General features: G+C 66.2%; 18 protein-coding genes and 1 pseudogene. 8 read left to right on the top strand and 11 right to left on the bottom strand.

Annotation, left to right across the window (positions count from 1 at the left end):
• Positions 1 to 411: 411 nt before the first annotated feature.
• Positions 412 to 2,886 (top strand): GH92 family glycosyl hydrolase, encoded by a 2,475-nt coding sequence (locus EO156_RS23095; RefSeq protein WP_016848718.1) that lies wholly within the window; start codon positions 412 to 414, stop codon positions 2,884 to 2,886.
• Between the two features lie 284 nt (positions 2,887 to 3,170).
• Here EO156_RS23095 and EO156_RS23100 read toward each other — a convergent pair whose 3' ends face one another.
• From EO156_RS23100 to EO156_RS23125, 5 genes are all read right to left on the bottom strand, one after another.
• A complete protein-coding gene (locus EO156_RS23100) occupies positions 3,171 to 4,586 on the bottom strand; it encodes an amino acid permease (RefSeq protein WP_029996392.1) in 1,416 nt (471 codons plus the stop codon).
• Positions 4,587 to 4,798: 212 nt separating this feature from the next.
• The gene (locus EO156_RS23105; protein ID WP_016850547.1) at positions 4,799 to 5,179 is read right to left on the bottom strand and encodes a hypothetical protein; all 381 of its coding nucleotides are present in this window, start codon (positions 5,177 to 5,179) and stop codon (positions 4,799 to 4,801) included.
• A gap of 130 nt (positions 5,180 to 5,309) precedes the next feature.
• Entirely contained in the window at positions 5,310 to 5,930 is a 621-nt protein-coding gene (locus EO156_RS23110; protein ID WP_033483040.1) for a glutathione S-transferase, read from the bottom strand.
• Between the two features lie 165 nt (positions 5,931 to 6,095).
• Positions 6,096 to 6,326 (bottom strand): hypothetical protein, encoded by a 231-nt coding sequence (locus EO156_RS23120; protein WP_026007115.1) that lies wholly within the window; start codon positions 6,324 to 6,326, stop codon positions 6,096 to 6,098.
• 323 nt (positions 6,327 to 6,649) lie between these two features.
• Positions 6,650 to 7,582, bottom strand: a complete 933-nt coding sequence (locus EO156_RS23125; protein WP_029829720.1) for a LysR family transcriptional regulator — start codon at positions 7,580 to 7,582, stop codon at positions 6,650 to 6,652.
• Between the two features lie 96 nt (positions 7,583 to 7,678).
• On the opposite strand from EO156_RS23125, the gene EO156_RS23130 reads away from it, so the two are divergent.
• The 5 genes from EO156_RS23130 (at position 7,679) to EO156_RS23150 (ending at position 12,227) form a co-directional block, all read left to right on the top strand.
• Entirely contained in the window at positions 7,679 to 8,686 is a 1,008-nt protein-coding gene (locus EO156_RS23130) for a zinc-binding alcohol dehydrogenase family protein (RefSeq protein WP_003482292.1), read from the top strand.
• Positions 8,687 to 8,864: 178 nt separating this feature from the next.
• Positions 8,865 to 10,397 (top strand): DNA recombination protein RmuC, encoded by a 1,533-nt coding sequence (rmuC, locus tag EO156_RS23135; RefSeq protein ID WP_026007084.1) that lies wholly within the window; start codon positions 8,865 to 8,867, stop codon positions 10,395 to 10,397.
• A 182-nt stretch (positions 10,398 to 10,579) separates the two neighbouring features.
• Positions 10,580 to 10,984, top strand: coding sequence for a hypothetical protein (locus tag EO156_RS23140; RefSeq protein WP_026007083.1), 405 nt, complete (start codon positions 10,580 to 10,582; stop codon positions 10,982 to 10,984).
• A 153-nt stretch (positions 10,985 to 11,137) separates the two neighbouring features.
• Positions 11,138 to 11,689: a glutathione peroxidase gene (locus EO156_RS23145; RefSeq protein WP_016850440.1), complete on the top strand. Its 552-nt coding sequence runs from the start codon at positions 11,138 to 11,140 to the stop codon at positions 11,687 to 11,689.
• Positions 11,690 to 11,717: 28 nt separating this feature from the next.
• Complete coding sequence (locus EO156_RS23150) at positions 11,718 to 12,227, top strand: nuclear transport factor 2 family protein (protein WP_016850439.1); 510 nt, start codon at positions 11,718 to 11,720, stop codon at positions 12,225 to 12,227.
• 137 nt (positions 12,228 to 12,364) lie between these two features.
• Here EO156_RS23150 and EO156_RS23155 read toward each other — a convergent pair whose 3' ends face one another.
• From EO156_RS23155 to EO156_RS23180, 6 genes are read right to left on the bottom strand one after another with little or no spacing between them, the layout of a single operon-like run.
• Positions 12,365 to 13,420 (bottom strand): VacJ family lipoprotein, encoded by a 1,056-nt coding sequence (locus EO156_RS23155; RefSeq protein WP_029829718.1) that lies wholly within the window; start codon positions 13,418 to 13,420, stop codon positions 12,365 to 12,367.
• 10 nt (positions 13,421 to 13,430) lie between these two features.
• Positions 13,431 to 13,721, bottom strand: a complete 291-nt coding sequence (locus EO156_RS23160; protein WP_026006798.1) for an STAS domain-containing protein — start codon at positions 13,719 to 13,721, stop codon at positions 13,431 to 13,433.
• Positions 13,711 to 14,373: an ABC transporter substrate-binding protein gene (locus tag EO156_RS23165; protein WP_016848857.1), complete on the bottom strand. Its 663-nt coding sequence runs from the start codon at positions 14,371 to 14,373 to the stop codon at positions 13,711 to 13,713. Before EO156_RS23165 ends, EO156_RS23160 begins: the two co-directional genes overlap by 11 nt.
• Positions 14,370 to 14,915 (bottom strand): outer membrane lipid asymmetry maintenance protein MlaD, encoded by a 546-nt coding sequence (gene mlaD, locus EO156_RS23170; RefSeq protein ID WP_005912377.1) that lies wholly within the window; start codon positions 14,913 to 14,915, stop codon positions 14,370 to 14,372. Before mlaD ends, EO156_RS23165 begins: the two co-directional genes overlap by 4 nt.
• 11 nt (positions 14,916 to 14,926) lie before the next feature.
• On the bottom strand, positions 14,927 to 15,676 hold the full coding sequence (locus tag EO156_RS23175) for an MlaE family lipid ABC transporter permease subunit (protein WP_003482308.1): 750 nt from the start codon (positions 15,674 to 15,676) through the stop codon (positions 14,927 to 14,929).
• The gene (locus EO156_RS23180; protein WP_016848858.1) at positions 15,676 to 16,470 is read right to left on the bottom strand and encodes an ATP-binding cassette domain-containing protein; all 795 of its coding nucleotides are present in this window, start codon (positions 16,468 to 16,470) and stop codon (positions 15,676 to 15,678) included. Before EO156_RS23180 ends, EO156_RS23175 begins: the two co-directional genes overlap by 1 nt.
• A gap of 382 nt (positions 16,471 to 16,852) precedes the next feature.
• Between EO156_RS23180 and EO156_RS23185 the strand changes: the two are divergent.
• Positions 16,853 to 17,065: pseudogene (locus EO156_RS23185) on the top strand (hypothetical protein); the annotation flags it as partial.
• 95 nt (positions 17,066 to 17,160) lie between these two features.
• Positions 17,161 to 17,289, top strand: a complete 129-nt coding sequence (locus tag EO156_RS24530) for a hypothetical protein (protein WP_005912367.1) — start codon at positions 17,161 to 17,163, stop codon at positions 17,287 to 17,289.
• Positions 17,290 to 17,375 lie beyond the last annotated feature (86 nt).

Below are 17,375 nucleotides of genomic sequence, written 5' to 3' on the forward strand. Positions count from 1 at the left end.
CTGGATGTTTGAAAACCGCTTGCGTCCGCCTGCTTTGCTGCGACGCGGTGTGCGGCAAACAGCGTCGAACGCTTAATCTTTGCCAACACAGGACACATGGCCGACCCAACTTTAGATCGATCCAAGCCGGCTGATCTCCCGTACGTATGTAAAAAAGAAGACGTGTTCGATTGTTGAGGCGGGCAATTCGCCGCGCGCGCACCGGATGCCGTCAGGTGGTGCCCCCGGCACCGTGCAGGCACGCAAGGGTGCCTGCCGATTCCAGACACTGCCATACGCATGACGATGCCGGCGCTGTGGTGTTGATCGTCCCGCGCGCGTCTGTTCGTGCGTCGTTCTTTGCGTGTTGCAGCGGCACGCACGCGCCTTCCATCTGCGGCTTCGGCCGCCCTTTCCCCCAAGGTGTTCTGCATGCTGCCAGTCGTATCGCCCAACCGTTCTACCGCGCGTGCTGCGCGCACGCCGTTCTGGCGCCGCGCTGCGGTCGGTCTGTGCCTGCTTGGCGTGGCCATGTCCGGCCCGCTGGCCGCGCAAGACCCGGCGCAGGTCAACACCTTCATCGGCAGCAAGGACGACGGCAATACCTATCCGGGCGCCTCGGCGCCATTCGGCCTGATCCAGGTCAGCCCGATCGGCGCGCACTACGCTGGCTGGCGCTACGACGACCCCAGCATTCGGGGCTTCGGCCACTCGTTCCTGTCCGGCGCCGGCTGCTGGGAGCAGGGCGGCCAGGTGTCGGTGCTGCCGGTCACCGGCCGTATCGGTCCCGGGGGCGACTTCGACACCAACGATGCCAAGGCCTTCGACCAGAAACGCTACGCCGCGCGTTACACGCATGATGGCGAAGTGGGCCAGGCAGGCTATTACAAGGTGCGGCTCACCGATTACGGTGGCATCGACGCCGAAGCCAGCGCGCTGACCCGTGCCGCGACCGAGCGCTACACCTTCGCGCCGGGTGCCGACACCGGCCATGTGCTGGTCAACGTGGCGCAGGCCAACGACCGCCATGTGGTGATCGGCAGCCAGCTACAGATCGTCGGCGACCGTGTGGTCGAGGGCAAACTGACCACGCAGAGTTTCTGCGGCGGCCACGAATACACCACCTGGTTCCGGCTGGAATTCGATCGCCCGTTCACCGCGCATGGCGTCTGGGGCGAAGAGGGCGGCGTGCCCGGCGCGCGTCACGGCATGGGCGGCGAACTCAAACCCAACGGCGCCTGGCTCAGCTTCCCGCTAGGCAAAGACAAGAACGCGCGTGCGGTGACCGTGGTCAGCGCCATCTCGCATGTGGATGCGCAAGGCGCCCGCAGCAACCTGCGTGCCGATGGCATGCAGGGCGGCAAACTGCTCAGTCTTGAACAGATGCGCCAGCGCGCGCAGAACGGCTGGCGCAATGCGTTGGCCAGCATGCAAGTGGAAGGCGCCAGCAACGACGACCGTTCCGTGGCCTATACCGCGCTGTACCACGCCTTGCTGCAGCCGCTGACCGGCAGCGATGCCGATGGCCGCTATCGCGGCTACGACGACGCGATCCATCGCGCCGATGGCTGGACCTACTACGAGTATTTTTCGCTGTGGGATACCTACCGCTCGCAAAACCAGCTGCTCGCCCTGCTGCAGCCGACACGCGCGCGCGACATCGGCCGCTCGTTGCTGGCGATCCAGCAGCAAGGCGGCTGGCTGCCGCGTTGGGGCTACGCCAACTTCGACACCAACATCATGACCGGCGACCCGGTCACCCCGTTCCTGGTGGATCTGTGGCGCTTCGGCGCGTTGCAGGGCAACGAGGCGGAGGCGTATGCAGCGTTGCGCCAGAACGCCTTCGGCCAGCCGCCGATCAATTCGCGCCACGCCGGGCGCTCGGGCAATGCCAACTATCTGGCCAACGGTTTCGTGCAGTACGACCGCGCGTTCCCCTCCAAGGGCATGGATGTGGACCCGCACCACGGCGGCTCGGCCACGCTGGAATATGCATTGGCCGATTGCGCGCTCGCGCAGATGGCACAAGCACTGGGCCACGGCGAAGACAGCGCGCAGCTGCGCAAACGCGGCGGCAACTGGCACCGCGTCTGGGACGCGGATGTGCGCGATGCCGAGACCGGCTTTGCAGGATTCCCGCGCCCGCGGCTGGAAGACGGCAGCTGGTACGCACCGTCCGACGATCACTACAGCCCACGTTCCGAGCACGGTTTCCACGAAGGCACCGCCTGGCAGTATCAGTGGCTGGTGCAGCAGGACATCCCCGGCATGCTGCAGGCCATGCATGGCAGCCAACAAGCCGGCAAACGCCTGGACGCCTTCTTCGCCTACGACGATCTGCTGAAAGATCCGCTCACTGCCGCACGCACGCACTGGGTGGTCGGCCCGTACAGCTATTACAACCAGTACCGCTACAACCCCAACAACGAACCGGACCTGCACGCACCCTGGATGTACACGCTGATCGGGCAACCGTGGAAGACCGCCACCGTGGTGCGCGCCGCGCAACAGTTGTTTACCAATGCGCCCAACGGCGTCACCGGCAACGACGACCTTGGCACCATGTCGGCCTGGTATCTGTTCAGTGCCCTGGGGTTGTATCCGGCGGTGCCGGGCAGCGGGCAATTCCTGCTGCATGCGCCGCGTTTCAAGCGGGTCACGCTGAATCTAGGCAACGGCAAGCGCCTGCGCATCGACGCCCCCGGCGCCGACGGCCGCGCGCTGCAATACGTGGACAACGTGCGTTGGAATGGCAAGGCCCAGCCGCAGGTATTCCTGGACTGGGCGCAGCTGCAGCAGGGCGGCACGCTGGCGTTCGCGCTCACCAAGCAGGCACCTACGCAAGGCTGGGGTACGCAAGCGGATGCATTGCCGGCATCGTTCTGTGCGACCCCGCAGGCGCAGTAACACCACGGCGGTTGAAACCCCTCTCCCTGCCGGGCGAAAAGCGGCAACAGCGTTTAACGCTAAAAGAGCGCAGCGTTAAAGCCCCTCCCCCGCCGGGGCGAGAAGGCACAGCTTGCGCGCCACTGGCGCGCGTGCCGTGGAGCGCCCGCGCTGCAAGCGCGGGCTGGGGCGCGGAGCGGGGGTGAGGGGACGGGGCAAAGCCCTCGTGTTACCCCCTGCAAGAGGCTACGCCCGCACCCTCATCCGCCCCTGCGGGGCACCTTCTCCCGCAGGGAGAAGGACGCTCAGCCCGCCTGATTCAACCGGCTATTCCGCCGCCCATACGCCAGGTACACCACCACGCCCAGCGCATTCCACAGCAGGAACCAGCCCTGCGTCTTGCTCGGCAGGCTCCAGAACAGATACAGGCAGCCGCCGATCGCCACCGGTCCCACCACCCACGCCAGCGGCGTGCGGAAGGCGCGCGCGCGGCCGGGCTCGCGCACGCGCAACACCAACAGGCAGGCCGCCACCGCCGTGAACGCCGCCAGCGTGCCGGCGTTGGCCAAGGCGGCGATTTCGTCCAGCCGGGCCACGCCCGCCAGTGCCGCCACCAGCACCGCGGTGAACAGCGTGATCGCCACCGGCGTGCCGGTGCGTGCATTGACCTTGGACAAGCCGCGCGGCAACAAGCCATCGCGCGACATCACGAAGAAGATGCGGCTCTGCCCGTACAAAAACGCCAGCAACACCGTGGGTAACGCAATGATCGCCACCGCACCGATCACCAAGGCCGCCTTGCCGTGGCCGAGTTCGCGCAGGATCAGCGCCAACGGCTCGGGGCTCTTGCCGAACACGGTAAAGCTCATCGCACCCACCGCGGCCAGCGCCACCAGCACATAGATCAGCGTGCAGCCGATCATCGAACCGACGATGCCGATCGACAGATCGCGCCCGGGGTTCTTGGTTTCCTCGGCCGCGGTGGAAATCGCATCGAAGCCGTAGAACGCAAAGAAGATGATCGCCGCCGCTGCCATCACCCCGCGCTCGACGCCATCGGGGCCCATCGCCTTGGAGAAGCCATACGGCATGAACGGCTGCAGGTTGGCGCTGTTGAAGGCCGGCAGCGCAATGGCCACGAACACGCCCAGCGCGATGATCTTCAGCACGACCAGTACCGCGTTGAGCGTGGCGCTTTCCTTGGTGCCGGCCATCAACAGGCCAGCCACCAGGAAAGTGATCGCCACCGCCGGCAGGTTGACGATGCCGCCGGCGTGCGGCCCGGCAATGAGTTCCTGCGGCAAGCCCACGCCCAACCATTGCAGGAAACCGACGAAATAGCCCGACCAGCCGACCGCCACCGTGCTGACCACCAGCGAGTATTCCAGCACCAGGCTCCAGCCCACCACCCAGGCAATGCTCTCGCCCAGCGCGGTGTAGCTGTAGGTATACGCACTGCCGGCAGCCGGCATCATCGTGGCCATCTCGGCATAGGCCAGCGCCGCGCAGGCGCACACGATGCCGGCCGCCACGAACGACAGCAACACTGCCGGTCCGGCCTTGTCGGCGCCCACGCCGATCAACGTGTAGATCCCGGTACCGACGATGGCGCCGATGCCCAGCGCGATCAGATGCGGCCAACTCAGGCTGCGGACCAGTTGCCGGCCGGCCTCGTGCACGGTGACCTGATCGATGGATTTGCGCCTGAGCCAAGACGACATGCGGACCTCGCGGAAATCAAAGAATGCGCGAGTGTCGCCCAACGCAGCGCAGCAAAGCTATCGGTCCAAGGTCATGCAGCAGCCGTGCCTGGGCAAGGTGGGCACGCGATGGCATCAGCCCACGCGCGGCGCATCGTGCCTTTCCATCGCCAAGCACAACCATCCATCACGGCATGCGCGATTGACGGCAGGCAATCGCACACACACCCCGCTCACTCAATCGAGGCGCGATGCGGCGGGCGCGCGTTGCGATAGATCAGCTGCACCGCCCAGGCGCCGGCAAGCCCGACCACACCGGCAGCGAAGTGGCTCCAGTCGAGCACCCGCGGAGCCGCGCCGTTGGCTTCATGGCCCCACAGGTTGAACCACAGCAGCACCAAGGCGGTGATGCCCATGCCGATCCAGAACCACAGCCGGGTTCCGCCGATCGCATAGATCAAAAACGGCAATGCCGCACCGACCAGAAAATGCACCGGAAAAAAATACACCGAGCCGTAGGGCCGCATCACGTACCAGACGATCGCTGCGAACGTGCCCAGAAAAACGAACAGGCAAAGGGCCAGCAGGCGGGTTCGGTTGGTGGCAGTGGTCATCGGTGAGCCTCGCAAAAGCAGACCCTCACCCTACCCATGCCCAGGTCATGCCCAGGTCAATGCAGTGCGAGCGTGCTGCATGCATCGCTTCGGTGGTCTGGTTCGCTTCGCACAAGTGCGATGTGCGGCATTACGGTGCAGTGCAACCGTAGCGCCGAAATCCAGCGCGTGTTTTCAAGTGTGCGTAATACGCCGCCACCGCGGGCAATGGCACATGCGCGATGGGGCTGGCGACCCAGCGCTGTGTCGACAACCCCAGCACGATGTCGGCAAGCGTGAAGCATGCGCCCAGGACGAACGGACCGCCGCGCTGCAGCTGCGCATCGAGGATCGCCATGTGCCGGTTCCACTGCTCCACGCTCGCCGCAATCGCCTGCGCATCGGTATGCGCTGCACTGCCACGCACGCTGGCCATGAATGCGTAGCGCCAGGCCGTATTGAGTTCGGTGGCCTGCCAATCCATCCATTGCTCGACCAGTGCGCGCGCGGCGGGCGCGGCCGGCAGCAGATCGTGGCGTTGGCTGCGCGCGGCCAGGTAGCGGCAGATCGTGTTCGATTCCCATAGCACCAGTTCACCCTCGCGGATGACCGGCACCAGCGCATTGGGGTTGAGTGCGCGAAATTGCGGCGTCTGCACCGATGCAAAGCCGCTGCCATATGCATGCAGCGTGTAGTCCAGCCCCAGCTCATCGCACAACCACAACACTTTGCGCACATTGATCGAGCTCGGCGTTCCGTAAATCTCCAGCATGTGTTCCTCGGTGACACGCGTGATGGCTGGCAGTTGGCGGCGGTGATACGCGCTGCAGGCAACGCCGCACGCGCATGATGCAGCGTGCGCAGCCAATTGCATGCACGCACTCTGCGGTAATTAGCAGCGCGCGCAGTACCTTCTCACTGCTGCACTCCTGCGCCGCTATAGCTCGATCTTGCCCGCGTACGCATCGCGCACAGTCTGGCTGATGTAGGTGCTCAGCCCGCGCCCGGCCGTGGCGAGCCGCTGCATGGTCGCCACGGCCTCGGCGCCCGCGCTGTCGGCGGTATACACATAGGTCTCGCCGCTGCGAAAGCGCACGGCGATGGCGTCGTCGGCCAGCGCGTAGGCCACCACGCCCGAGTGGCCGTTGCGATTGCCATAGCGCTGCATGCGAACCGGGCTGGTTGCGGTCATGCCGGCAGGCTAGAACCGCCGCAGTGATGGGCGCTTCAACGAACACGGCAATAACGCGCGCAGCAGCACCGCACGCCATGCGACATCGAACAGGTGGGCTGACTATTTCAGCGTCATGGCGCAGCTGCACAGCCATCATCTGCGCACCGAAAACGCCAAGGCCGCTGCAATGGCACGTGCCGCGAGTGTGGCAGACGGCGCGGTGGCATGCCGATGACGTGCCTCCGTACGCACCGCATCGGGAAACGACCTTGGTCTATCGAAGCAATCGTGCCGATCACTTCACTGCGATCACCGCATCACCCCATACCAAGCCCTCCGGCCTGCACCGGGTACAACGCCGTCAGCGCCTGGCAGCGCTGCGCAAACAGCGCATGCAATTGCCGGATCGCCGGCGAAAACTGCTTGCGGTGCGGGCACACCAGCTGCAGCGGCAGCCGATCGCCGCACTCGGGGAACAGCACCTCCAGCCGCCCGGCCTGCACGTCGGCACACACGTCCAGCCACGACTTGTAGGCGATCCCTTCGCCGGCGACCGCCCAGCGCCGCACCACATCGGCGTCGTCGCACAGCATCGCCCCGCGCACCGGCACCACGTGGCGGCGGCCCTCCCGGTCGAATTGCCAACGGTGGTAGGCGCGCCCGGCCAGCACGTACAGCAGGCAGGCGTGCTCGCGCAGCGCATCCAGCGTGGCGGGGCGCCCGTGGCGCTGCAGGTAGGCGGGCGCGGCCACCAGCACGCGGCGGTTGTCCGGTGCCACCGGCAAGGCCACATGTTCGGCATCGTCGATACGGCCGAGCCGAAATGCCACATCCACCGGCGCGCGATACAGGTCGGCCACCTGATCCGACAGGTGCAGGCGCAGGGTCAGTTTCGGATGTGCAGCGCGGAATTCGGTCAGCCACGGCAGCAGCACGTTGCGCCCCAGATCCGACGGCGCCGTCACCTGCAGCACGCCCTGCAGCGCACTGTCGTGGCCCCGCACATGCTCGCGCCCGTCGCGCAGCAGCTCCAGCACACCGCGCGCGTACGGCAGGTACTGCTCGCCCTCGGCGGTCAGCCGCAGGCTGCGCGTGGACCGGGCGAACAGGCGCAGATCCAGCGCGCGCTCCAGCCGGGCCACCGCCGCGCTGGCCTGGCCCGGCAACAGGTCGGCCTCGCGCGCGGCGCTGGAAAAACTGCCCAGCGCCGCGGTCCGTACGAACAGCGCCAGGTCGTCGAAGCGGACCATCTTCACTCCAATGGTGAAAGTGCTTGCGCAGTTTGCCGGTTTTTCCGTGAATCCGGGTGGCCGACCATGCAGCTCCCTCCCGCACGACGCCCTGCCATGAAAGCCATCGCCTATCCGCAACACGGCCTGCCCATCGACGATGCGCGCGCGCTGGTCGAACTCGAGCTGCCGCTGCCCACCCCCGGCCCGCGCGACCTGCGCGTGCGCATCCACGCCGTGTCGGTCAATCCGGTCGACACCAAGGTGCGCAGCAGCGCCGCGGTGGATGCCCCGCGGGTGCTCGGCTGGGACGCCAGCGGTGTGGTCGATGCGGTCGGCGAGGCGGTCAGCCTATTCCGCCCCGGCGATGCGGTGTACTACGCCGGCGCGCTGACCCGCCCGGGCACCAATGCCGAGTTCCACCTGGTCGACGAGCGCCTGGTCGGGCGCAAGCCGGCCACGCTCGATGACGCTGCGGCTGCGGCGTTGCCGCTGACTGCCATCACCGCCTGGGAACTGTTGTTCGACCGGCTCGGCATTGCCGAAGGTGGCGGCGAAGGCCAGGCGCTGTTGGTGGTCGGTGCGGCCGGTGGCGTCGGCTCGATGCTGGTGCAGCTGGCGCGCACGCTGACCAAGCTGACCGTGATCGGCACCGCCTCGCGCCCGGAAACCCAGGATTGGGTGCATGCACTCGGCGCGCATCACGTGATCGACCACAGCCAGCCGCTGAGCGAGGGCCTGCAGCGGATCGGCATCGCGCAGGTGCAGCATGTCGCTAGCCTCACCCACACCGACCAGCATTTCGCGCAGCTGGTCGAGGTGCTGGCCCCGCAAGGTCAGCTGGCGCTGATCGACGACCCGGCCACGCTGGACGCGCTGCCGCTCAAGCGCAAGAGCCTGTCGTTGCACTGGGAGCTGATGTTCACCCGCTCGTTGTTCGAAACCGAGGACATGATCGCCCAGCACCATCTGCTCAATCGCGTCGCCGAGCTGGTGGACACCGGCGTGCTGCGCACCACCCTGGGCGAGCACTACGGCCGCATCACCGCCGACAACCTGCGCCGCGCCCACGCCGCGCTGGAATCGCACCGCACCCGCGGCAAGCTGGTGCTGGAAGGCTTCTGACCCTACGCCTCAAGCCCAGACAGCGGCCCGCATCGCCGCTGTCTGGCCGACTCCTGCAGCGCGTGCGCAGGATCACGCCGGCCAGCAGGCGTGACGCAGCTGTTGCGACAGGCGCCGCTACACTGCGCGCATGTCATCCGAATCCCTGATCCTTCTCGGGCTGCTCGTCGTAGTCCTCGTGTTGCAGCTGCTGGCGCTGCTGCGACGTCCGTCCACCACCGCGCTGGAACATGCACTGCGCGCCGAGCAACGCGATGGCCGCGGTGAATTGCGCGAGCAACTCGAAGGCCTGGCGCGGCAGCAGGACGCCCGCCTGGAAACCTTCGCGCGCAACCTCACCGAGTTGTCCACGCGCACCGACCAACGCCTGGACCTGCTGCGCGATGCGCTCGGCGAAGATGCCCGCAAGGCGCGCGAAGAAAGCGGCCTTGCGCAACAACGCACCGGCGAGCTGCTGACCCTGCGGCTCACCGAACTGCGCACCCAGCTCGAAGGCTTCGGTCAGCAACAGGAAACCCGCATCCAGGTGTTCGGCCAGCAACTGACCGAACTGATCGCGCGCACCGACGCCCACATGGCCGCGCTGCGCGACGCGCTGGCCGAAGACGCCCGCAAGGGGCGCGAGGAAACCGGGCAATCGCAACAGCGTTTCACCGAAGCGCTGGGCCAGCGCTTGAACGAACTCACCCAGCGCAACGAACTGCGCATCGGCGAGATGCGCGCCACGCTCGAGCAGCAGCTGGCCAATCTGCAACACGACAACGCCAGCAAGCTCGAATTGATGCGCGCCACCGTCGATGAAAAACTGCAGACCACGCTCAATACGCGTCTGGATGCCTCGTTCAAGCTGGTCTCCGAACGGCTGGAACAGGTGCAGCGCGGCCTGGGCGAAATGCAGCAGCTGGCCACCGGCGTGGGCGACCTCAAGCGCGTGCTCACCAACGTCAAGGACCGCGGTGGCTGGGGCGAAGTGCAGCTGGAAAATATCCTCGAGCAAACGCTGACGATGGAGCAGTACGCGCGCGGCGTACGGGTCAAGCCCGACAGTGCCGAAGCGGTGGATTTCGCCATCCGCCTGCCTGGACGCGGCGACGAGAAGGTAGTGTGGCTGCCGGTCGACGCCAAGTTCCCGCGCGAGGACTACGAACGCCTGATCGACGCGCAGGAAAAGGGCGACCTCGACGCGATCAAGCAGTCGACCGCGCAACTGGAACGCGCCATCCGCATCCAGGCCAAATCGATCAGCGACAAGTACGTCTGCCCGCCGTACACCACCGACTTCGCGGTGATGTTTCTGCCCACCGAAGGGCTGTATGCCGAAGTGATCCGCCGTGCCGGCCTGGTCGATCTGCTGCAGCGCGAGCATCGCGTGGTGCTGGCCGGCCCCACTACGTTCACCGCCTTGCTCAACAGCCTGCAGATGGGCTTTCGCACGTTGGCGATCGAAAAGCGCTCTAGCGAGGTCTGGCAGGTGCTGGGCGCGGTGAAAAGCGAGTTCGGCAAGTTCGCCGGCATTCTCGAAAAGGCCGAGCGGCAGATCAGCACCGTCGGCAAGAGCCTGGGCGAAGCCAGCCGCAAGACCCGCACCATCGAACGCCGCCTGCGCGGGGTGGAAACACTGGCCGGCGAGCAGTCGCAGGCGTTGCTGGACGATGGCAGCGACGACACCGGCACCAGCAGCGAAGACGACAGCAACGACGAGCAGGCGTGATCGGTTGCGTAAGGCGATGCCACAAACCATGACGTAGGAGCGCACCCGGGCGCGACCATGCATGACCGATAACGCTTCATCGCGCCCGGGTGCGCTCCTACGAATGCAGGTCTCCGGCATGCTCTTTTGCGCCGATCGACAGTACGTCACGCAGACATCGCCACCGCGATGCTTGCACCCACCTGGTTCAAGACGAGATGTTCAACATGGCGACCCGATGGATCCACGCAGCGCTCTGCGCGCTGCTGCTGACCGCATGCAGCAATAGTCCGGCAACCAGGCAGGCCGCCGCGGCGAACGCTCCGCAGCCGCCGCACACCGTCTCCGCCGATGCTGCCCAATGCACCGCAAAGGGTGGCCAACTGCGGCCGGTCGGCCGCATGCAGATTCCGCGCTGCATCGTGCCGTATGCCGATGCCGGCAAGACCTGCACCGACAACAGCGATTGCAGCGGCGACTGCCTGGCCACCAGCATCGTGCCGACCGGCGCGGCGGCCACCGGTACCTGTCAGCGCGACAGCGATCGCTTTGGTTGCCGCCAGACGGTGGTCGGCGGCAGGGGCCAGGCGGCGTTGTGCATCGATTGATGGCGTCGAAGATGGCCGAGCGCGTGGACGGGCCGGTCAGCCGATCGGCCCGTGAGCGTCGCTGCAGACAACTGCCAGCCGCGTGAGCCAGCGGCATCGCTCGCCTCACCGTGGCCGTTTATGCTCTGGGCTCTCCCTGCCCAGGACGCACCGATGAGCCAGACGCTATACGACATTCCCGTGACCCGCATCGATGGCCAGCCCACCACCTTGGCGGACTACCGCGGCAAGGTGCTGCTGGTGGTCAACGTCGCCTCCAAGTGCGGCCTGACCCCGCAGTACGAAGGGCTGGAAGCGCTGTATCGCGACAAGCGCGCACTGGGCCTGGAAGTGCTGGCGTTTCCGGCCAACGACTTCAACGGCCAGGAGCCGGGCAGCGAAGCGGAGATCGCGCAGTTCTGCCAGCTCACCTACGACGTCACCTTCCCGATGTTTGCCAAGATCGCCGTCGCTGGCGACCAGGCGCACCCGCTGTATGGGGCACTGACCAGCACCCATCCGCACACCACCGGCGACGGCCCGATGCGCGAGAAACTTGCCGGTTACGGCATCGCCCCCAACCCCGCGCCGGGCGTGGTGTGGAACTTCGAAAAATTCCTGATCGGTCGCGACGGCAAGATCATCGACCGCTTCGCCCCGGACATCCCCGCCGACGATGCGCGCTTGCGTGCCGCGATTGATGCGGCGCTGGCCACACGCTCATAGAGCGCTGTCGGCATTGCGATGACGCGTCATGTCCTTATCGGGAGCCGGCGAACAGGCAATGACCTTCAAGTACTTCTTCAGCTCTTCAATGCTCGCGTTGTCGATGGTGACTAGCTGCTCGCACGTGCCCGGCACGGCGTCCACCCCTGACACGCAGGCAGAGCAGTACATCGTCGACTGTTCTCGCGATTGGGCAGAGTCTGTCGTGACAGGAAATCGGTCAAAGCGCAGGATTTACTTTGCCGACGACTTCATCGGGACTGACACCAAGGGCCGCAGATACGATAAATCCCAGGTCACTCGCGAGACGGGTCCTGCCAAGCAGATCATTTCCAACACACTCGACGAGATAAACGTCAGGTTCTTCGGAGATACCGCGATCGCGCATGGGAGTGAAACGTGGACCCGTAAAGACGGGTCTACCGGCCGGTATGTCTGGACCGATATCTGGATCAAGCGGAGTGGTCAGTGGCAAATCATCGCTGCGCAAGATGCGGCGGTACCGGTACCGACACCGCCTCGCAACGACGGCACCTAGCAGCGCTGTCATGCCGAGGCGCTTCGCAATGCGGCGTTCGCCGTTACGTCGCAACCGGTCTGGCTGGTGCCTGACACAAAAAAGCCCGGGATCGCTCCAGGGCTTCGACGTTCATCACTGACCAACTATCCGACCGCTCAACGCACCCAGTTCGGGATCGGCATGGCGTTACCCGGCACGGTGTTGTCCTTGTCGTCGCGCAGGTATTCCGGCAGCTCGTTGTTCTTTTCGCGATGGCTGCGCAGATCGCGGGTGATCTGGTAATTGCGGCGCTGCATCCACGCATCGCGGGTCAGCGCGTATTCGTCCGGCGCCTGGTCGCGCAGCGAATCCAGCGACATCAGCTGCGCGCGCGTGTCCACCAGCTGCAAGCCCTGCAGGGCGAAGCGCGTACCGCTGTCGTCCACCTGGCGAATCCACGACAGCGGAATATCGCCCGCCAGCCCGAAGGTGTCGCGTACGGTGCGCGGCCCGAACAACGGCAGCTCGAAGTAGCGCGAGTTACGCCAGCCCCACGCGCCCAGCGTCTGGCCGAAGTCTTCGCTGCGCCGCGGGATACCGGCCGCCGAGGCGGGGTCGAACAGCCCAGCCACACCGAGGGTGCTGTTCATCACAAAGCGCCCCAACGACTGCATCGCATGGACCGGGTGGCCTTGCAGCAGCTGGTTGACCATGGTCAGCGGCGTGCCCAGGTTGTCGAAGAAGTTGGTCACGCCCAGGCGCGCCGGGCTGGGCACCACCTTGGTGTAGGCCGTCGCCAACGGACGCGCCACGCCGCGGTCCACCGCCATGTTGAAGCGGTGCATGCCGCGGTTGTAGCGCTCCCACGGGTCGTATGCCGGCGCCGCGCCCGGTTGTGCCGGCGCACCGTTGGCGCTTGCTTGCGAGGTGGTCGGGCCATACAGCGCGTCGAAGTCGCTTTCGGCATCGGTGGGCGCGCCTGCAGCGGCGGTGTCGGCGCCCGCAGCGGCTTGCGGATCGGCAGGAGCAGCAGCGCTCGCCGGCAGCGCATCCGGGGCGGCCATCCCGGACGCGGCCGGCTGCGCGGTCACTCCGGCATCGTCGCGTACCGGCGCGTCGGCTGCCGGCGCGATGGCGGTACCGCCCGACGGCGGTGCGGATTTGGGCGCCTGGCTGGCGCAGGCACCCAGCAGCAGGCTGGCCAACAAGGGAAGAGAACGGAACTGGGTCATGGGCTGGCGCTCAGGCCTGAAAATCGAGAGTGGGGGACAACCGGTAAGCGGCGCGCAATTCGTCCAGGCCGGACGCCTCGCCCACCACTTCGCCGCTGCCGGCTTGGCGCAACCGGGCAGCCAGTTCGGCCAGCATCGCCACGCCGGCACTGTCCAGGCGTTGTACACCCGACAGGTCCAGCGCGCGCGCGCCATCCAGCTGTGCGATCGCTTGCGGCCAGGCCGCGGTGACCGCCGCACGGTCGAGCACGCCGTTGATGACCAGCGTGTCGCCCATGCGTTGCACGGTATTAGTTGCCATTGGCCGGTGCCGCACCGACCTGCAGGTTGCCGCTACGCAGCTCGGCGGCCACCTTGGCGATGCCCTTCTCGCGCAGCGGGCCGTCGAACTGGGTCTTGAAGGTCTGCACGTAGGAAATGCCTTCGATCATCACGTCGAAGATCTTCCACTGGCCGCCGGTATTGCGCATCAGGTAATCGACCGGGGTCGGGTCGTTGCCGGCACGCAGCAGGTCGGTGGACACCTTGACGCCGCGGTTGCCCGGCAGCGCGCTTTCGGACTTGGCGCGGAAGGTCGGCTTGCCTTCGAAATTCAGCAGCGCGGTGCCATAACGCTGCATCAGGTTGTCGGCCAGCGCATCGGCAAACAGCTTGACGTCGGCATCGGAGGCGCCGCGGCCATGCACACCCAGCACCAGACGGGCCGAGTAGTCGCGGTCGAAGGCCTTGTTCAATTCGCCATTGATGAACTGACGCAGCGCCGCCGGATTGCTGCGGAACTCGGCACGGCGCTGGTCCAGCGTGCTCAGGATGCGGGTGCTGCTGTCGATGACGGTCTTGGTCGCCGCGCCCTGCGCAAGCGCGCTGGCAGCGGCCGGCTGCGCCAGCACGGTCGCCGGTGCGCACACCAGCAGGGTCGAGGCCAGGACGGCAGAAAGCACAGTGGTCTTCATTGGTGTGGTTCCGTAGAGGGAGGAGCGGTTTGGGCAGGCGCGGGCGCCTGGCCGTTGGCGGCGGCCGGGGCATTGCTGCCGCCGCCACCACCACTGAACATGTATTTGCCGACCAGCTGCAGCAGATCCACTGCCGGCTGGGTGAAGCCGATTTCGTCGCCCGGCTTGAGGGTGTCCGGGTCGCCGCCCGGCTGCAGCCCGATATAACTCTCACCGAGCAAGCCGCTGGTGAAGATGCCGGCCGAGGTGTCGGCAGGCAGGTCTTTGTACTTGGTATCCAGCGACAGGGTCACGATCGAATCGAACTTGGTCGGGTCCAGGCTGATGTCGGCCACCTTGCCGATGGTCACGCCGCCGATCTTCACCGGTGCCTGCGCGCGCAGCTGGCCGATCTGGCTGAAGCGGGCGGTCAGCGTGTACTGGCTGGAGCCAAAGCCCCAGCGCTGGTTGGTCGAGGCCACCGCCAGCACCAGCAGCGAGGCCAGGGTCAGCAGCAAAAAGGCGCCGACGGCGAATTCGAGTCGTGGTCCACGCATGGCCATAGTTATTCCACTCACCTAAACAACATTGCAGAAAGGACGAAGTTGAACATCAGCACCAGCAACGAGGCGTTCACCACCGCGCGGGTGGTGGCGACCGAGGTGCCTTCGATGGTCGGTTCGGCATGGAAGCCCACGTAGGCGGCAACCAGTGCCGCGGTGCCGCCGAAGATCGCCGACTTGAGCATCGCCACGCCGAAGTCGTCCCAGAAGTCCACGCTATTGCTCAGACCCGACCAGAACGTGCCGTTGTCGATGCCCAGCACATGCACCGCTTCGAAATAGCCGCCGGTGATGGCCAGCGAGCAGAACACGCCGGTGAGCAGCGGCACCGTCAGCACCGCCGCCCAGAAGCGCGGCGCCACTGCCTTGGCCACCGGGTCGATGGCCATCAGTTCCAGCGCCTTGATCTGGTCGGTGGCGCGCATCAGACCGAGCTCGGCGGCGATCGAACTGCCGGCGCGGCCGATGAACAACAAGGCGGTCAGCACCGGCGCCAGTTCGCGATACAGCGACAGGCCCAACAGCGTGGACAACGCATCCGACGCACCGTAGGTGGTGAGCGTGCGATAGCCCTGCAAGGTCAGCACCAGGCCGACGAAGGCGCCGCCCACCGCAATGATCGGCAACGAGCGTGCGCCGACCTTGTAGATCTCGCGGACCAGTTCGGCAATGAAATCGCGCGTGGGCAGCGAGCCGCGCAGCACCGTCAGCGAAAACAGACCGGCGCGGCCGAAGGCGCGAATGGAATCGGCGAAGGCCATCAGGCAGCACTCCGGTCGCGGCGGGGGGCGGCATCGAAGGCGATCGGGCCGTCCGGCTGGCCGTGCAGGAACTGCTGCACCAGCGGGTCGGTGCTGTCCTGCAGCTGCGCAGGCGTGCCGGCGAACACGATGCCGCCATTGGCGATCACCACCGCCTGCTCGCAGATCGGCAGCGTCTCGTGCACATGGTGGCTGACGATGATGCTGGTCAGGCCCAGGCTGTCGTTGAGGCGCTGGATCAGGCTCATGATCACGCCCGAGGCGATCGGGTCCAGCCCGGTCAGCGGCTCGTCGTAGATCATCAGCGGCGGGTCCAGTGCCAGCGCGCGCGCCAGTGCCACGCGCCGCGCCATGCCGCCGGACAACTCGCGCGGCCAGGCATCGGCTGCGGCCAGCAGGCCGACGGCATGCAGCTTCATCTGGACCAGGCGCTGCAGCACCGCTGCCGGCAACCGCGTGTGGGTGCGCAGTGGCAGCGCGACGTTCTCGGCCACGCTGAGGTCGGTGAGCAGGCCATTGCCCTGCAGCAGCACACCGACGTTGCGACGCATCTCCAGCAGCGCGCGGCTGCCGGTGGGAATGGGATTGCCGAACAACGTGACCGCGCCGGCGGCCGGTCGCAGCTCGCCGGTCAGCGCTGCCAGCAGGGTGGATTTGCCGCTACCGGACGGACCGAGCACGGCCGTGATGCTGCCGCGTGGCACCTCCAGCGACACATCGCGCAGGATCGTGCGCCCGCCGCGATCGATGCGGACACCGGACAACTGCACGACAGGGGAAGCGGAAGCCGTCATCGGTGCCTTTAACAAAATTACAACGCGATAGAGTAGCCCGCGCACCGCTGAACATAACCAGACTGGCGCGTGCAGTATTGTCGCATTCACCGAGCGGCGATGTGCGGGTTGCGCGTCGCTGTCTGCGTAACAGCGTGTCCTGCAACGCAACCAGGCCACACGCATGCGAGCGGGATCAAGAACGTACGCCGCAGTAGGGACGTAACCGACAGTTGCCGAGGCGCGCGGTGTTTACCTGCAGATCGTCCCGTGCGCTGTCGTCGTCTTGCCTCTCGCTGTTGCAACGATCTGCCGAGCACGTCGCGTTGCCGGCAGCGGCATCCTGTCGAACCGGCCACAAAACGTGACGATCCATGCTATTTCGTCGCTACAGGAACCTTCCATGGAGGTGCTGACGCTTGAACACGGCGCCGGTAGCGTCAACGAGACCTTTGCTGCCGCATTGAATGAGGGCGAGGTGCCGTTCGTGCTGGTGGAAGCGCGGCCCTTGTAGCATGCGCGCAATTCGCAACGTGCACCGGTTTCGTTGCTGTTTCGCAATGGCTCGGCCTTTTTGTTTCCGCAGCAGACCTATCAGATGCGGCATGCGCGGATTTCCAGGGCCGTGGCGATGCGATCCTGAGCTACGCCGACCTCACCGGTGCCCCGTTCTATCGCACTGCGCAGAGCGCGTTCGACCGCAACCGGCTGATGGTGGGCATCGGTGCGGCGCTGCTGACCGAACAGGGCCTGTCGACGCGGCTGGAATACCGCGGCATCACCGACGGCGACAGCAGCAACGATCAGACCTGGATGATCAATCTGGAAAAGAAATACTGATCGGGTTGCAAGCCATGCAGTCATGTAACGCGGTGGGCCGGGCGAATACCCCGGCCCATCGCCTTGAGGGCGTGCGCGTCGCCGCG

The organism is Xanthomonas sp. DAR33341, from assembly GCF_003992815.1.
Classification (GTDB): Bacteria; Pseudomonadota; Gammaproteobacteria; order Xanthomonadales; family Xanthomonadaceae; genus Xanthomonas; species Xanthomonas cissicola.

Bases quoted from the DNA above. Each gene is read 5' to 3' on its own strand.
- EO156_RS23095 (WP_016848718.1), top strand. From the start codon at position 412: ATGCTGCCAGTCGTATCGCCCAACCGTTCTACCGCGCGTGCTGCGCGC.
- EO156_RS23100 (WP_029996392.1), bottom strand. From the start codon at position 4,586: ATGTCGTCTTGGCTCAGGCGCAAATCCATCGATCAGGTCACCGTGCAC.
- EO156_RS23105 (WP_016850547.1), bottom strand. From the start codon at position 5,179: ATGACCACTGCCACCAACCGAACCCGCCTGCTGGCCCTTTGCCTGTTC.
- EO156_RS23110 (WP_033483040.1), bottom strand. From the start codon at position 5,930: ATGCTGGAGATTTACGGAACGCCGAGCTCGATCAATGTGCGCAAAGTG.
- EO156_RS23120 (WP_026007115.1), bottom strand. From the start codon at position 6,326: ATGCAGCGCTATGGCAATCGCAACGGCCACTCGGGCGTGGTGGCCTAC.
- EO156_RS23125 (WP_029829720.1), bottom strand. From the start codon at position 7,582: ATGGTCCGCTTCGACGACCTGGCGCTGTTCGTACGGACCGCGGCGCTG.
- EO156_RS23130 (WP_003482292.1), top strand. From the start codon at position 7,679: ATGAAAGCCATCGCCTATCCGCAACACGGCCTGCCCATCGACGATGCG.
- EO156_RS23145 (WP_016850440.1), top strand. From the start codon at position 11,138: ATGAGCCAGACGCTATACGACATTCCCGTGACCCGCATCGATGGCCAG.
- EO156_RS23150 (WP_016850439.1), top strand. From the start codon at position 11,718: ATGTCCTTATCGGGAGCCGGCGAACAGGCAATGACCTTCAAGTACTTC.
- EO156_RS23155 (WP_029829718.1), bottom strand. From the start codon at position 13,420: ATGACCCAGTTCCGTTCTCTTCCCTTGTTGGCCAGCCTGCTGCTGGGT.
- EO156_RS23160 (WP_026006798.1), bottom strand. From the start codon at position 13,721: ATGGCAACTAATACCGTGCAACGCATGGGCGACACGCTGGTCATCAAC.
- EO156_RS23165 (WP_016848857.1), bottom strand. From the start codon at position 14,373: ATGAAGACCACTGTGCTTTCTGCCGTCCTGGCCTCGACCCTGCTGGTG.
- mlaD (WP_005912377.1), bottom strand. From the start codon at position 14,915: ATGGCCATGCGTGGACCACGACTCGAATTCGCCGTCGGCGCCTTTTTG.
- EO156_RS23175 (WP_003482308.1), bottom strand. From the start codon at position 15,676: ATGGCCTTCGCCGATTCCATTCGCGCCTTCGGCCGCGCCGGTCTGTTT.
- EO156_RS23180 (WP_016848858.1), bottom strand. From the start codon at position 16,470: ATGACGGCTTCCGCTTCCCCTGTCGTGCAGTTGTCCGGTGTCCGCATC.
- EO156_RS24530 (WP_005912367.1), top strand. From the start codon at position 17,161: ATGGTGGGCATCGGTGCGGCGCTGCTGACCGAACAGGGCCTGTCGACG.